We start from the raw sequence: 15,657 nt of genomic DNA, 5'->3' as shown, positions 1-15,657 counted from the left end.
ATGGGAGAGTGCATTATGAAGTTTTTTGTTACAGGTGTGGGTGGCCAGTTAGGTCACGATGTGATGAATGAATTGGCTAAGCGTGGTCATACCGGTGTCGGTACGGATATGGCTCCTGAATACAGTGGTGTGGCCGATGGAAGTGCCGTTACCACGATGCCCTACGTTCAGTTGGATATTACTGATGCCGCTGCCGTTGAAAAGGTGATTTCTGAAATCAAGCCCGACGCCGTGATTCATTGTGCTGCCTGGACTGCCGTGGATATGGCTGAAGATGACGCCAACGTGGCAAAGGTACGTGCGGTAAATGCCGGCGGTACCCAGAACATTGCCAACGCCTGTAAGAAGCTGGATTGCAAGATGACCTACATCAGCACAGACTATGTGTTCGATGGTCAAGGTTCTGAACCCTGGCAACCGGATTGCAAGGATTACAAGCCTCTGAATGTTTATGGTCAGACTAAGCTGGAAGGCGAACTTGCCGTTTCTAACACTCTGGAAAAGTACTTTATCGTTCGCATTGCCTGGGTCTTTGGCTTGAATGGCAAGAACTTCATCAAGACCATGATCAACGTGGGCAAGACTCACGATACCGTGCGCGTGGTGAACGACCAGATCGGTACTCCCACTTACACGTTTGACCTGGCCCGTCTGCTTATCGATATGAATGAATCTGAAAAGTACGGCTATTACCATGCTACCAACGAAGGCGGATTCATCAGCTGGTACGATTTTACCTGTGAAATTTACAAGCAGGCTGGCATGAGCACCAAGGTTGTTCCTGTGACTACTGCGGAATATGGTCTTTCTAAGGCGGCTCGACCCTTTAACAGCCGACTGGATAAGAGCAAGTTGCGTGAAGCTGGCTTTGAACCGCTGCCTACCTGGCAGGATGCCCTGAGCCGTTACCTAAAGGAAATTGCGGAATAAAATGAACGAAGAAAAAGAAACCTATCGCGAAGTAATGCCCGGTGAACTCCCCTGTGAATGCCCCGAATGCGACGGCGTCATGGTGGTGGATCCGGATAACAGCTACAAGTTCACCTGCGACAAGTGTGGACATATCAAAGATTAAAACCGGCGGTTTTAATCTTTGAATTACAAAGTACGAATTATGAGATAGGTGATCTTGGCTGGACCATGCCATAGGATTCTCGTAACTCATACTTCATAATTCATAATTCATAATTGTTCTGATGGATCTTACTGCTTTAAAGATTGAGTACCCGGAGCTTCCCGTTGTTCAGAAACGGGAGGAGTTTTTTAAGCTACTTGAAAAACATCAGGTTGTGATCGTCAAGGCGGATACGGGATCCGGTAAGTCTACCCAGTTACCGAAATTCCTGCTGGAGTATTTAATCACCAAGGGTGGTGATTTCAAGATCGGCGTGACGGAACCTCGTCGCTTGGCGGCTATGTCTATTGCAGACCGCCTGCGTGAGGAACTGAAGGCGGATGAACTGGTCAGCACCAAGATCCGTTTCTGGGAACAGGGAACCAATGATGCTCCTGTCAAGGTCATGACCGATGGTATCCTGCTTCAGGAATTCCGTCGCGACAGACTTTTTAAGCAGTACTCCGCCATCGTGATTGACGAAGCTCACGAACGCTCCTTGAACATCGATATCCTGCTGGGGATTTTCAAGTCGGTGCTGAAGGCGCGTCCCGAGTTTAAGCTGATTGTGGCTTCTGCCACCTTGGATGCGGCCCTCTTCGAGAAGTTCTATGATAACAGCTGTGTGCTGGAAGCGGAAGGCCGCACGTTCCCTGTAGAAGTGGAATATTACTTCCGGGATGCGGTGCAGAAGAGCAAACCGAGGGATGGTTTCCGCGGACCTTGGGATGATGACGACGATGATCGCCGTGATGCCTCTGGCAAGGGGGACTCCGGTCTCATAGAAGAAGCCCGCGATGCCATTCTGGATCTGGAAAGCCGCCATCGCGACCATCTGCTTTGCTTCTTGCCGACGGAACGTGATATTCAGGATTTGGCCAACGAATTGAAGCCGGATCTGGATGCCGCCAGCTTTGATATTTTGCCGCTGTATGGCCGCATGAGCCCCGATGAACAGCGCCGCATTTTCAAGAGTACCAGCAAGACCCGTGTCGTTCTTGCCACAAACATTGCTGAAACTTCCCTGACGATTCCCGGTATCGCCTACGTGGTGGATACGGGTATGGCTCGAATTTCACGTTACAACGCCCAGTCCCGAATTCAGGGCTTGCCTGTGGAAGAGGTTTCCAAGGCTAGCGCCCGTCAGCGTACAGGTCGTGCGGGCCGTGTGAAGCCCGGTGTCTGCATTCGACTTTATTCTCCCGAGAATTTTGAAAAGCGTGACGACTTTACGGAACCGGAAATTCGCCGAAGCAATTTGGCCAACGTGGTGCTGCAATTGCGCAGTCTTGGCCTTGAAATGGAAAGTTTCCCTTTCTTGCAGGCTCCGCCTCATTCTGCGTTCCGTGGCGCCTATAAGACTCTGTTTGAACTGGGTGCCCTGACGGCGGATAATGCCAGCGGTCATGTGACGAAGTTGGGCCGCGATATGACGAAGCTGCCTATGGATGTGGCTTTGTCTGCGGTGCTGCTGCGTGCTCGTGATGCTGGTGTTTTGCAGCCGGCCCTTATTGTGTGCGCCGCCCTTTCTATTCAGGATCCGCGAGTGGTTCCTAACGAGGAGCCGGAACGCGGTCGTGTTCGCGGACTCCATCGAAAGTTTGCGGGACACAAGAGCGATTTTATCACCTATGTGTGCATGTGGAATGCTTTCTGCGAAGCCTGGGATACCGATCAGAAATCCTGGAACAAGTTGCGCAAGTTCTGCGACAAGATGAGTCTGCATTTTTTGCGTTGCCGCGAATGGATCGATTTGTACGAACAGTTCGGACGAATTCTGGATGCCAAGTTCGAAAGCCGCATTTGCCCGCCAGACAAGTTCCATCAGGACAATTTGCACATTGCCTTGCTCAGCGGTTTCTTGGGCGGTATTGCCCGCCGTGATATCGAGAACGGTTGCTACCGCCTGGTAAGCGGTCGTGAAACTCACGTGTTCCCGGGTAGCGATCTGTATGGCAAGAGTGTGGAATGGCTGTTCAGCGCCGAAGTTCGCGAAACCAGCCGAATCTTCTTGACCAAGGGCGCAGAAATCAAGCCTGAATGGATTATGCAGGTGGCGGAACCTTTCTGCACCCGCCGCTGGTATGCGCCGGTGTGGAACAAGGAACGAGGCTTTGTAGAAGCTGTTGAAGAAGTGACCTTCCGCGGTCTTGTGATTAGCCGCGGTCACCGTGTGGATTATGCCCGCGTGAACCCTGAAGAATGCTGCCAGATCTTCTGGCGCGAAGCGGTTGTGGTGGGCGAGATGGCAAGGCCCTTCCCCTTCATGGTCCACAATGAACGTGTGGTGGAAGATTTGCATGCCCTGGAAGCCCGTAAGCGTCAGTTTGGTCTGGCTCCCAGCGAAGATGCCCTGGTGGACTATTATGTGCGTATTGCACCTAAGGTTAATTCCATCAGGACCTTGAAAAAGTATTTGGAAGAGTCTGGCGACCAGTGGCTAAAATTCGATGCGAAATTCTGGCTGGATCAGCTAGACGAAAAGATGGGCGTTGCCTTGCAGTCTAGCGGGGACCGCAGTCTTGGAAAGTTCGGCGATTTGCTGGATGGTGCCTTAAAGGGTCGCGGTAATGATCCCCGTGCCGCCAGGAAGCACGAAGAAAAGCCTCAGGCGGAATTGGGCGGTTCTGTAGAACAGTTCCGCATTATGGAATTGACTCGCGGTAAGGAACGTGTGGTGACCGGCGAAATGGTTTTCGACGCCACCAAGGATTGCGACGGCATTACCTTGAGATTCCCCTATGACTTGCTCACGGAAACTTCTCCGGCTACTTTGGCGCTTTCTATTCATCAATGGCGTGAGTGGATGGTGGAATCCATCGTTCGCGAAATGCCCAAGTCTGCCAAGAAGTACCTGGAAGGCAGACGTACTCAGATTGATGATGCCTTCTGCGAAAAGCTGGTGAACAATCCCCATAAGGCTCCGCTGCTGTGCCTGTACGAGGCTTTGGCTGAAATTAAACAGTTGGACTGCGATATTCCTACCGTAACTCCGGAACGTGAAAATCATCTGCGCTTGCATCTTAAGGTGTTTAAGCAGGGTGTAGAAGAAAAGTTCCCGCTGGAACTTTCTCCGGAGTGGGGAAGCTACCGCCTGTTCCTGGCGGTGCGTCCGGTGGTGGTGACTTTCGGTATCGATTTCCCGCTGGAGAACTTGCGCTTTGGTTGGCGCCTGGGAGAGTCTGCCTTGATGGCTCCCGAGGAATCGACTTTCTGGCAGGATTTCCGCAAGCGTCTGGAACGGGGCTCGATGGCTAATTCCGGGACGGGTTCTGCTGCGGGGGCAGCTGACCTTGTTGCGGACCGCCTGAATATGCTGGAAACGGGCGGCCTCTATTCCGACGGCTTCAAGACGGCCCTTAAAATCTGGGTGGCGAAATCCCTTAACGCAGACGGTCTGGACGCTAATCGCTGTACCCGTTTTACGGGGCTGGAATTTTCCCGCGGCAAGAAAATTTCTGATTTCAGGAATTTGGCAAACACTACTCGCAGTGAAGACGAAGAAATTCGTCTGGCCCTCGTTCGTGGGACTTACGAAGCAGGCCTCCTTGGCGGAAATGCTTTTGTCAAGGCTTGGGACATTCTGAAGAATTTCAGTGTGGCCATGCGTCAGGGCCACGATCATGCGGTTGATGCTGCGGGATTCGTGGTGAATAAAATTGCGGCTCTTTACCAACAAGATAACGCTTTGTTTGACCGCGTTCAGGCGCTTGGCAATTTGCTGGATCATTCTCTTGATCAAAAAGTTAGCGGAACCCGTCGTGACGTCCATCCCATAGATTCGGCCGGGACTCCGGCCCGTGAACTGGATGCCCGCGCTCTTCGCGACTTGTTCCGCCCGTACCTCAAGGCTCGCTTTATGAAGGATCATGAGCTGAAGGCGGCTCGTGACCTGCTTTCTCAAATTGAACGCAAGAATAGCGATGATGCTGAATTCCCGGAACTTTTCTTGCAGGCTAAGGCCATGCTGGAAGATTTCGAGATTGTTCGTTTCAAGCGGAAAGGCGACGATTCCGAAGAAGTGGTTGAAGTGGACGCTTTGGCTAAGCTAAAGGGCCGATTTGGCCGTCTTTAACGTGGTTTGGAAGGACGTAATTTTCTAAATTGTGTCCGATGAAATTTAATTTCCGCAATTTTTGTATTTCTTGCGTGATGGGCCTTGCCGCCCTTACGCTGACTGCTTGTGATTTGCCCTTTAGTTTGGGCAAGAATGATTCTGTGATTGTTTCTGTTGGCGAATCTAAGTTGCAGGATTCCGACGTGCGCCGCATGGCTCCGGATTGGGATTCCTGGGACAACCGTCAAAAGCTTTCTTTCCTGGAACACTGGATTAATGAAGAAACCATTTACCAGGAAGCCTTGGCCAACAACGTGCTGGAAGATACCGTGCTCCAGTACCAGATCGAAAAGACAGTTCGAAAGATTGTCGTGGATCACTTCCTTCAGACTTTTGCAGATACCATGATGGTGGGCGATGGCGAACGCCTGGACTACTATACCAATCATCAGGATTTGTTCCTCCGTGGTAAGACCACCATTTCTGGCTTCCTGATTTACTTCAAGGATTGGCAGAGCGCTGACACTTATTACAAGGGCCACAAGAATACGGTTTACGATTCCGTTCCGGGCCCCCATTACCTGGTTAAGAAGTACGAGACTTTTGACTCTGTGGCAGTGACGCCGGACAGTTGCACCATTCCGTCTCTAGATAGTGTGTCTGTGGGTAGCCTGACCCGCATGAAGTATTGCGGTGGTTCCCTCAAGATGGCCGTGGTTCTTTCTCGCCTGGATTCTGCCGATGTGCTGCCCTATGCCGAAGTGGCTAACGATGTGGCTGATCGCGCCTGGGTGGAACATCAGAAGGTGGTGATGGACCGACTGAAAAAGGAATGGAAAAAGGCTCGCCCCATTTTTTCACAGATGAATGTTTTTAGTGGAAAGGAACAATAAAAGGTATGATGATGAAGTTCCGTTTGATTTTGTTGGCGTTGTGTGCTGTGGCTTCCTTGGCTTCTGCAGAACCGGTCTTGATGGAAGGGGTTGCAGCAGTTGTAGACGGCAAACCTATTATGCGTTCCGAATATTTGAGCAGCCTTTATCGGTATCAGGAAACACCTGAAGGCTCTGCCATGAGCGAAGCGGATCAGCGTAAGTATGTGCTGGATCAGCTTATCGAAGAAAAGGTTCTGCTTTCTCGAATCGACCGCGATTCCATTGTGGTGTCTGACGCCGAAGTAGATCAGCGTGTGACGGCCCACTTGCAGCAGTTGGCTTCTAGCCAGAACACCAACTTGGCCACTTTGGAAAAGGCAATCCGTGCCCAGCTGGGGATTAGCATGGCTCAGTACCGCGACCAGCTGGCCAAACAGATTCGTGGCCATATCGAAATGAGCCGTGTCCGTCAGCGTCATGTTGGCTCCATCAATCCCACCAAGAAGGAAGTGGATGCCTTCTACGCTGCCTATAAGGATTCTCTGCCGCCGCAGTATAATTGCGTCTTGCTGAGCCATATTCAGATACCCATTGTTCCCGATGCCGCCATTGTGGACTCCGTGAAGAAGTTGGCCGAAGCCTTGATCGATACCCTGAACTTGGGTATGAGCTTTGAACTTTTGGCCAAGGCCCACTCTCAGGATACTGCCGCTGCCAAGGGCGGTGACCTGGGTTATTACAAGCGCGGTCAGCTGGACCCTGTATTTGAACGCGCCCTGGATCAGCTGAAGAACGGTCAGTATTCTGCAAGCCCGGTAAAGACTTCTCTGGGTTGGCATATTCCTCGCGTTCTCGGTCGTAAGGAAGACGGCGTTCGTTCCGCACAGATTTTGCTCTATACCATTCCCTCTGCCAAGGACAGTGCCGACATTCTGGCTCGCGCCGACTCTCTTCATAAGTCTATCAAGTCTGCCGAAGATTTTGGCAAGGCTGCCCGTAAGTTCAGCGAAGACAAGGCCAGCAACTTTGCCGGTGGTCGCCTGGGCTGGTTCCAGAAGAGCGAAATGGTTCCTGCCTATGTAGATCCCGTCTCTAACTTGGAAGTAGGTCAGGTTTCTGAACCGGTGCTGATTGATGGTGCCTACCATCTGTTCCGCCTGGATGATTCCCGCCAGATTCGTGAACTGACTCTGGAAGAAGATTACGGCAAGATCGAACAGATGTGTGCTACCCACATGGAAAACGAAAAACTCGGCGCACTCATTAAGAAGTGGCGTGAGGAAGTCCATGTGGAAATCCGTATGACCGAATAATTTTTTTTGCTGAACCATGATTCATTTTAACCACGTCACCAAGTCTTACGAAGAAAACTGGAAAGCTCTTTCCAACGTTTCTTTCCGTATTCACAAGGGTGAGTTTGTGTTCTTGACGGGTCATTCCGGTGCCGGTAAGTCTACGCTGTTGAAGCTGATTTACATGGACGAACGCCCTGACGATGAACGTGGTGGACAGGTCATGGTGAAGTTTACCGGCGATTGCCTTTACGATAGCAAGAACACTCCCGACAAGAATATCCAGGCGCTGCGTCGCAAGATGGGTATCATCTTCCAGGACTTTAAGCTGTTGCCGGATCGCAATGTTTTTGAAAATGTGGCCTTGGCCCTGCGTATTGTGGGCACTCCCAACAACAAGATTAACGCCGCCGTTTTTGACGCCTTGGCTTTGGTGGGTATCAGTCAGAAGCGTTTTGCCATGCCTTACACATTGTCTGGCGGTGAACAGCAGCGTGTGGCCATCGCCCGCGCCATGGTGCATAACCCGTACTTGTTGCTGGCTGACGAACCTACTGGAAACCTTGACCCGAAAAACGCCGAAGAGGTGTTCAAGATTTTTAAGGAAATCAATGCCCGCGGCACTACCGTTTTGATGGCAACCCATAATCCCGACTTCTACATGAACAGCACTTTCCGCCGTCTGACTCTTGATCACGGCGAACTGCTCAATCGCGATATTATTTAAGGCCTTCGAATATGTTGAGGGGAATGGCTGTAAAAATCATTTGCTGCCTGGCAATGATTTGTTCCTGTTCCTTTGCTGGTGGGCTTTGGACGTCATCCTGGTTTCCATTCCATTTAACTCGTTTTTGGATTGCCATAGAAATGGCTCTATTCTGCTTTTAGGAAATCTGGATTTCCTTGATGCAACCTGGTTTAAGGTCGCCTAAAATAAATTCATCAATCTGAATGCGGACCAGGCGGAGAACCTCGTAGCCTAAGTGGGCTAGCATGCGGCGAATTTCGCGGTTCTTGCCTTCGGTCAATGTGATTTCTAGCCAGCAGTTCTTTTCGCCTTCGGTGTGGAGGACGGCCTGCTTGGCGTGCATGAATTCTTCGGATTCCCCGAAAACGCGGGGCGGAACTATAAAGCCCTCTTCCATTTTGTGAAGGTCTTCGGCGGTGGGCTTGCCCTTGGTCTGCACGCGGTAAATTTTCTTGTGGATGCCTGTGCCTGCGCTCTCGTCTCTCGCCTCTGGTCTCTCGTCTGATTTGCGGGGGTCCAGAATGCGGTTGGCCCACTCAGTATCGTTGGTGAACAATAGCAACCCTTCGCTGGCTGCGTCTAGGCGGCCCACCGGCGAGATGTGGGGCGGTTCCTTGCCCGAATACATTTTGCGGTATTGCTCTGCGAAAACTTCCATGACGGTGGCGCGTCCCTTTTCGTCGTTTGCCGTGGTGACGATTCCCCGGGGCTTGTTCATCATGAAGTACACTTTGGCGTTGGCTTCGATGCGCTTGCCGTTGATGATGATTTCGTCGCTTTCACGGGCAGGAGTTTCGGGGTCGTGGATGATGCGACCGTTCAGGGTGACGCGGCCTTCACGTACAAGCATTTCGGCCTTGCTTCGGCTGCAGTAACCCCGCTTGCTAATAACGCGGGCAACGCCGTGAGCGCCTCCGCCAAACTTGTTGGCGGTTTTTCCAAAGGATGGCTTACCCTGTTGCGGACGCTTGTTGAAACTGTTGCGAGAATTGAAGACCATTTTTTTACGTGTCATCCTGAGCGAAACGAAGTGGAGTCGAAGGATCTAGAGCACATCTAGAAGGCTGAATATTTTTTTATTTAAAGCATTGTTTGTGGCATCCGCAGAGCCTTCGTCAATGCCTTCCGGGAAATCCTGGTTCCGAGCCCGTTCTCCGCAAATGTCCACCCCAAGTATTTTACGGTGGGCAAACAGATTCTTCAAAATATTTTCCAGTTGTTCAAAGGTTAGACTGCCTTGGTCCCAGTTGGTCACCACGTCGTCAATGGAAAGGACATCCTTGTCGATACTGATATATAGGTTTGATGAACGTAGGGCGGCAAGTGCTACCTGTGATATATCAAAATTTGGGGTGCGTAACAAAGTCTCGGGAATGAATGTCACGCGGCTTGCGTACTTCTTGAATTCCGCACTAGGTTCGTTCTTGATTTCTTCAATCAGATGGTCCGCAACGCCGATAAGCACCACATTTCTAATAAACTTATTGTTGTCCAGAACTTCCTTGACCCAGCCCCCGCAACTGAGAATTCCTTCAAATCGGGGTGGCTGCATATCGGGATGATGATCGAATATGACCAGGTCAAAATCTTCGTTGACGCGGTCCGTCCACAGCTTGCTCATGTAGTGGTAATTGCCGTTGTCAAAGAAGTGGATGCCGGTGAAACCGGCGTCGTTATTAGCTGTGACGCGGTCTGCGGCTTGGTCCATCATTTTACGGATTTCAGCTTGGGCGTCGTCATCGCAGTAACAATCAGTGCCGCTGATATTTGTGCAATCCATCCAGTAGACGTTGGCACGTTCCCGCAGTTCCTGCATAAAAGGCTGTTCGCTATAGATGCCGGTAAAGTCTTGGATGGTGCAAAAATTCATGACGTAAAGTTAAGAAAAATCTTTTAGCTCTATTTCGGTATCCTTTTTGATATCTCGGGTGAGCAAGTAGAAAATGGGGGTGTCGCAGGCCGCAAGAATCATCTTGAAGAAGTATTGCCCCACCATCATGGAAAGTAGCACCGGGCGCATTTCTGCCTGGAACAGCCAACCGAATCCGAAACCGAAGGCGATGCCGATAAACACAACGGTATCTAGAATTTGGCTGGTCATGGTGGAGGCGTTATTCCAGATCCAGCGATGTTTGGTATCGCCAAGCTTGGCGATGTAACGGGTGCGAATGCTGTGGAAAATCCAGATGTCCCATTTTTGTGCGATGAGGTAGCCGGCGAGGCTTGCCACCACGAACACCCAGTTCTGACCTAGAAGGCGAACGTAGGTTTCTTGCATGCTGTCGTCTGCGGCGGGCAGGTGCTGGGTCAGCAAAATCAGGAGGGTGGCAAAAACTTGCCCCACTAGGCCGAAGATGACCGCCTTGTTGGCTTCTTTCTTGCCCCAGATTTCGCCGATGATGTCGGTGGCCAAAAAGGTAAAGGCGTAGCAAACGCCCGCACCAGGCAAAGTGACTGCGTTGCCGAAAAGGCTAATGCCTGTGTACATCAGCTTGGCAGTAACCACATTTGAGATGACCAAGCCAACGGTGAAGATTATGTTTAGAAGAATCAAGTTTTCGTTGGTCTTTTTCATGAGTGAAATCCTTATGCGATGGCGGGGTCCTTCACGTTGTTGGCGGCAAAAGCTTTAGCGCGGTCGATGCAGGTGCCGCATTCGCCGCAGGGTTTATCGCCGCCTTCGTAGCAGCTCCAGGTCAGTTCAAAGGGGGCTTTAAGCTCCAGACCTTTCTTGACCACGTCTGCTTTTGATAGTCCTGCAAAAGGAGCGGTGACGCGGACTTGTTCGTAGGTGCCGATAGAAATGGCTCTACTCATGGTGCTTACGAAAATTTCGCTGCAGTCGGCGTAAGCGTTACCGGCGGCGTCATCTCCGTGGGCACCCAGGTAGATTTCCACGTCATCGTTTTCGAAAATGCTTTGGGCGAGACTGGCGCAAACACTGAGCATTAAGCCGTTGCGGAAAGGAACGTAAGTGGAAACCTTGCCATTGACGGGCGTGATTTGCTCGGCGTAGCTTTTGTGCTCGATGGCTTGTGTAGACTGGGCTAACAACGAACAGTTTGAAAACTGCAGTACACTGGATAAGTCAAATTCGTAATGAGGCAACTTGTAATAGTCTGCCACCTTGCGGGCACATTCCAGTTCCTTGTTGTGTTTTTGACCGTAAAAAATGGAAGTGGTGGCTACATTTTCTGCGCCGTATTTAGCTACGGCCATGGCCACGCAGACGGTGGAATCCACACCGCCTGACGAAAGGACGATTGCTTTTTTCATAGAATAGTGGTTAGTGGTTGGTGATTAGTGGTTAGAATTACAGAAAATGGACTTCTCCTGCCACTTCTGCTTACTAATCACTAAGCACTGCTTACTTATTTCCAGGAGTTTCTGCGGTCTACGCTGGCGAAAAGCCGGTCGGTTGCCTTCTGTTCGTAAATGGTACCCGGTTTGCCATAGTTGGCGAAGGGGTAAATGGAGATGCCGCCACGGGGCGTGAAAATGCCTTCCACTTCAAGGTACTTGGGTGAGAGCAACTTCACCAAATCCTTCATGATGATGTTGGCACAATCTTCGTGGAAATCCCCGTGATTGCGGAAACTGAAAAGATACAGCTTCAGGGACTTGGATTCCACAATGTACTGGTCCGGAATGTAGTTGATGCGGATTTCCGCAAAGTCCGGCTGACCGGTTTTGGGGCAGAGGGAAGTAAACTCCGGGCAATTCAGCATGACCATGTAGTCATTGTCGGGATGCTTGTTGGGGAAACGTTCAAGAACGTCGGGATCGTAATCGTACTTGTACTTGGTATTCTGATTGCCAAGCAAGGTGACGCCTTCCAATTCAGCGTCGGTACGGCCGGAATTAACGGACGTATTGTCGGTCATATGTGCTCCTAGTTTTGTTTAGAGACAGGAGGTTTTCGAACTGTCTTTGCGTACCGCAATTTAGAAAAATAAAGGCGGTCCATCAAGACCGCCTCGGATAACTTTTTATCACCAAGTTGTATAACCTTCGGTAGGAGTTCCGCATGTTCCTAAAGGACCGATTTTTTGAATTTCAAATCCACCTTTATAGGATCCGTCCAATTCTGGTCCGTTGTCTTCGAATTGGACCATAAATCCCACGATTCGCGTGAGGAAGTCTTCCTTTGTTACCCGTTGTTCTGCAAAGCCATCCTGACGACTGAAAACTTCCCAGGGAAGGTCTGCTATGACAAGGGAATCTGCACTTTCCATCCATGCCATATAATTGATTCCTCCCGAATAATTTTTTGCATCTTCGGGGACAATGCCGAGGAAGAATCTACCTTCTGATTTGAAGACGGCGCAAAGCCCACCCCAGTCGGTTATGTCTTGCTGTTCTTCGTAAATGCGAATAGTTGCGCCGGCGTAAGTGGATTCTCCCATTTGGCATTTTACAGCGCCCTTCAAACCTGTAAAGTCGTACTCTTCGTAGTAAACGCTTGATGCTGAAATTTTGCAGGCGTCGCAGTTATCTTCGTAAAAACTCCAGACACCCAACTTATTGGATGTATCTTCGCTACTGGAGGAAATTGATTCGTCTGAACTACTGGACGATTCTTCGCTACTTGATGACACTTCGGCTACTATGCTGCTTGACGAAGGGCTTTCTTCAGCAATGCTGGAGGAACTATGAATTTCGGATTCATTCGATGATTCCGCAGTTGCTTCACTGCTGGAGGAAATTTCTTGACTGTTGGAATCAGAGGATTCGCTTATGCAACTTGTGCTAGAAGTATCATCTCCGCAAGCCCAGAATGCTAATGAAAAGGCTAGGACAGAGCCAAATAAGAATCTGTTTTTCATATAAACCTCCTACTGGAGGAATTATAGAAAAAGTCTTATTTAAATCGTTTGCAGAAAGTACAGTTTTGACAGAAGGGATGGCGCAGCTCGTGATTGGTAAAGCCTTCCTTGATTTTGACCGCAAGAGGAGAATGCAAAATGTTTAAAAGACTGTTGTCTTGAATTCGTCCTAACGTAATTTGTCCGCTGTGATCCAGACAGCAGGCGACTACGCGGCCGTCGTGAAGGATGGCACAGTGAGTGTCCAAGGCGCGACACGTTCCCTTCGGAAAGTTTGCACAAGAACTTGAATTGTCGTCGTTGGAGACGGCCGCGGGCCATTCAAATCTTGAGTCCTGATGAATATAAATGCGGCCTTCCACAAGGAAACTCTTGTGGCGGCTGCAGAAATGCTCCAATGTGATGGGTGCGCGGTTTTCTTCCGGTGCACTGTTCTCATCTGCAGAGCCTGTGCGGCCTAAGGCTTTATTCACCTGCTCCAGCATGTAGTTGTTCCAGGCGTTGGAACTTTCGTCGCCTACATTCCACAGTCGCAAATTGATGTACAAGTCGGGACGTTCCGCAGCGGCCATACGGCAAAAGTCTAGGATATTCTGCAGGTTTTCCGCGGCTTCGTCAAAGGGCAATTCCGCATAGGCGTGGGTTGAAAAATTCACCTGTCGGACAGCGGGGGAGGCTAGAATTGATTTGCCACAGCGTGCTATGGTGGTGCCATTTGTAGTTAAGTTCAGTTGGAGCTTTTTGCCGTCGGTGCGGGCGTTGGAAACTTCCTCCAGCTTTTTCAGGTACAGGGAAAATCCCGGATGTAATGTGGGCTCCCCAAGAACGTGAAAGTAAACTTGTTCTGTAACGACGGCTGCTTCGGTAACACAACGCTCAAAAAGATCCGAGCTCATGAATTCACGAGGCGCTTCCGTCTTACGCTTTCCGCAAGGGCAGAAACTGCAGTGCAGATTGCACACATCCGTGATTTCAATGTAAACGCCGTTCATTTTCTACCTGAATGTCATTCTGAGCAAAATGCCGTAGGCTTGGATTCGAGGAATCTAACGACTGGATCCTTCGACTTCGCGGGGCTTCGCTCAGGATGACGTTTTCGCTTGTTTCTTGAGCTTTTAAAAGAGTTGCCTAGAACTTCAGTTTCAGTTTCTTCTGGTTGTAAATGGATTGTCCGCCGTTGCAAACATAAGCTGCAATGCAAACCACAAAGAATGCGGGCAGACAGTCGAAACCGAAAACTTCACAGCCGATTAAAATCGGGGCCCAAAGGGTGTTGGTTGCACTTCCGAAAACAGCGGCGTAGCCAAGGGCTGCTGCCAGGGGGAAGGGTAGGCCGAACATCACTGCAGAAACTGCACCAAGGCTTGCGCCGATGCTAAACAGCGGAGTGACTTCGCCTCCTTGGAATCCTGCGGCCAATGTCAAAATGGTCAATGCAAATTTCAGAATCCAGTCGTAGCTCTGGATGCCGCCGGCGATATTGGAACCGTCAGCAATACCTGCGCCAGAGAAACACATGTCTATCAGGTTGGTGCCCAGGCCGGAATAGCGACCCTGCCACAGCAACAGGAAAAGTGCGCTCAAGGTAACGCCCATAATGGCGATACGCTTCATTCCGTCGGGGAATTTCTTGGCGAAAAATTCCTTGGCCAAGCTCAGCAACTTTGCAAAGCCTCCACCAATAACACCAAACAAAACGCCCAGCAAGGCAAGCTTCACCACAAAATTCATGTCCAGTGCGCCGCCATTCATAAAGAGTCCGCTAACGGTTGCTCCGCCGTCGGTGCTCAAAATTCCATTCAGGTCTACCGCAAACTTTTCAAGGCCCAACATATTGGAAACCTTGCAGGCGGTAAAAGCAGCCACTGCAGCCGGCAGCAAAGCCATCAGGTCCATGTGGCCAACAATCAGCACTTCCAATGCAAAGGCCGTTGCCGCCATAGGAATCTGGAAAAGTCCGCTGAAGCCTGCGGCCATGCCCGCCACCAGCATAATGTGGGACGCATTTTCAAAAGGCAGTTTCTTGCTGATGTTGTGACCCAGTGCGCCACCAATCTGTACTGCCACTCCTTCGCGGCCGGCGCTTCCGCCGAACAAGTGGGTAAGCCAAGTGCCCACAGCCACCATGGGAATCAAACGCAACGGAATGTGGCTTTCCTTGCCCTGTCCCACAGAGAAAATCAAGCCCATGCCCCGTTCTGCGCCCTTGCCCCATTTCTTGTAGGCGAGAACGATGGCGATACCAGCCAGAGCCAAACCCGGAATAAAGTAGATGGGGTGTGCATCTCGCAATCCGCCAACAGTCTGCAAGACCTGGCCGAAGAATGCCATCAGCGCGCCAATGGCTGCACCCATTCCTGCGGCAACGATTGTCAAAACCGGCAGGGAGAACCACTTCTTGAAAAAGCCTCCAACACGGGCCTTCATCTGTTCCTTCGCCATCTTCATCATCTGCTCCTTCATTTCGGGAGACATGTTGGCGAACTGTTCCTTGAACTGGTTGTATTTTCCAAAGTCGCTAAAATTCATAAAAAATCGGCTCTTCATCAACATGTGTGGGTGGCTTCGCCACCCTTTTTTGTTGACATTCGCCTAAATTAAACAAAAAATGGGCTATTTTCTAAAATTTAATCGCCAAAAAAAACAGAAGAAAAAGCCCATGTCAAAATTATACAAATCCATCTTCAATGTCAACGGCTGTACTGTCGTCAAGCAGGAACAAACCGATACCACGGTCACCATCAC

The 15,657-nt window shown here is 50.4% G+C and carries 14 protein-coding genes; 6 read left to right on the top strand and 8 right to left on the bottom strand.

Annotated features, from left to right (window positions below; translation table 11 throughout):
• Positions 1-15 precede the first annotated feature (15 nt).
• The 6 genes from rfbD (at position 16) to ftsE (ending at position 8,065) form a co-directional block, all read left to right on the top strand.
• On the top strand, positions 16-930 hold the full coding sequence (gene rfbD / locus BUB73_RS03530; protein ID WP_073161475.1) for a dTDP-4-dehydrorhamnose reductase: 915 nt from the start codon (positions 16-18) through the stop codon (positions 928-930).
• Position 931: 1 nt separating this feature from the next.
• A complete protein-coding gene (locus BUB73_RS17160) occupies positions 932-1,075 on the top strand; it encodes a hypothetical protein (protein ID WP_158236671.1) in 144 nt (47 codons plus the stop codon).
• Positions 1,076-1,196: 121 nt separating this feature from the next.
• A complete protein-coding gene (gene hrpA, locus BUB73_RS03525) occupies positions 1,197-5,189 on the top strand; it encodes an ATP-dependent RNA helicase HrpA (protein ID WP_073283653.1) in 3,993 nt (1,330 codons plus the stop codon).
• A gap of 38 nt (positions 5,190-5,227) precedes the next feature.
• A complete protein-coding gene (locus BUB73_RS03520) occupies positions 5,228-6,064 on the top strand; it encodes a hypothetical protein (RefSeq protein ID WP_073234746.1) in 837 nt (278 codons plus the stop codon).
• 5 nt (positions 6,065-6,069) lie between these two features.
• Positions 6,070-7,359 carry a peptidylprolyl isomerase gene (locus tag BUB73_RS03515; RefSeq protein WP_249269302.1) on the top strand — a complete coding sequence of 430 codons (1,290 nt, stop codon included), beginning with the start codon at positions 6,070-6,072 and terminating at the stop codon, positions 7,357-7,359.
• A 16-nt stretch (positions 7,360-7,375) separates the two neighbouring features.
• Positions 7,376-8,065, top strand: a complete 690-nt coding sequence (gene ftsE, locus BUB73_RS03510) for a cell division ATP-binding protein FtsE (protein WP_073161471.1) — start codon at positions 7,376-7,378, stop codon at positions 8,063-8,065.
• A 157-nt stretch (positions 8,066-8,222) separates the two neighbouring features.
• On the opposite strand, the gene BUB73_RS03505 is transcribed toward ftsE, so the two are convergent.
• The 8 genes from BUB73_RS03505 to BUB73_RS03470 form a co-directional block, all read right to left on the bottom strand.
• Positions 8,223-9,086, bottom strand: a complete 864-nt coding sequence (locus BUB73_RS03505) for a pseudouridine synthase (protein ID WP_073283650.1) — start codon at positions 9,084-9,086, stop codon at positions 8,223-8,225.
• A gap of 45 nt (positions 9,087-9,131) precedes the next feature.
• Positions 9,132-9,956, bottom strand: a complete 825-nt coding sequence (locus BUB73_RS03500) for an arginase family protein (RefSeq protein ID WP_073283647.1) — start codon at positions 9,954-9,956, stop codon at positions 9,132-9,134.
• Between the two features lie 9 nt (positions 9,957-9,965).
• Entirely contained in the window at positions 9,966-10,661 is a 696-nt protein-coding gene (locus BUB73_RS03495) for a queuosine precursor transporter (RefSeq protein WP_073283645.1), read from the bottom strand.
• Positions 10,662-10,672: 11 nt separating this feature from the next.
• Positions 10,673-11,362 carry a 7-cyano-7-deazaguanine synthase QueC gene (gene queC, locus BUB73_RS03490; RefSeq protein WP_073161467.1) on the bottom strand — a complete coding sequence of 230 codons (690 nt, stop codon included), beginning with the start codon at positions 11,360-11,362 and terminating at the stop codon, positions 10,673-10,675.
• A gap of 95 nt (positions 11,363-11,457) precedes the next feature.
• Positions 11,458-11,970, bottom strand: coding sequence for a preQ(1) synthase (queF, locus tag BUB73_RS03485; RefSeq protein ID WP_073161466.1), 513 nt, complete (start codon positions 11,968-11,970; stop codon positions 11,458-11,460).
• 108 nt (positions 11,971-12,078) lie between these two features.
• On the bottom strand, positions 12,079-12,912 hold the full coding sequence (locus BUB73_RS03480) for a hypothetical protein (protein ID WP_073283642.1): 834 nt from the start codon (positions 12,910-12,912) through the stop codon (positions 12,079-12,081).
• 35 nt (positions 12,913-12,947) lie between these two features.
• Positions 12,948-13,904, bottom strand: coding sequence for a radical SAM/SPASM domain-containing protein (locus BUB73_RS03475; protein ID WP_073234753.1), 957 nt, complete (start codon positions 13,902-13,904; stop codon positions 12,948-12,950).
• Positions 13,905-14,040: 136 nt separating this feature from the next.
• Entirely contained in the window at positions 14,041-15,339 is a 1,299-nt protein-coding gene (locus tag BUB73_RS03470) for a chloride channel protein (protein WP_371522154.1), read from the bottom strand.
• Positions 15,340-15,657 lie beyond the last annotated feature (318 nt).

The sequence above is a fragment of the Fibrobacter sp. UWH6 genome, from assembly GCF_900142465.1.
Lineage (GTDB): Bacteria > Fibrobacterota > Fibrobacteria > Fibrobacterales > Fibrobacteraceae > Fibrobacter.
Note: the sequence above shows the minus strand (reverse complement) of the source record. Positions and strands in the feature narration are given on the sequence as shown.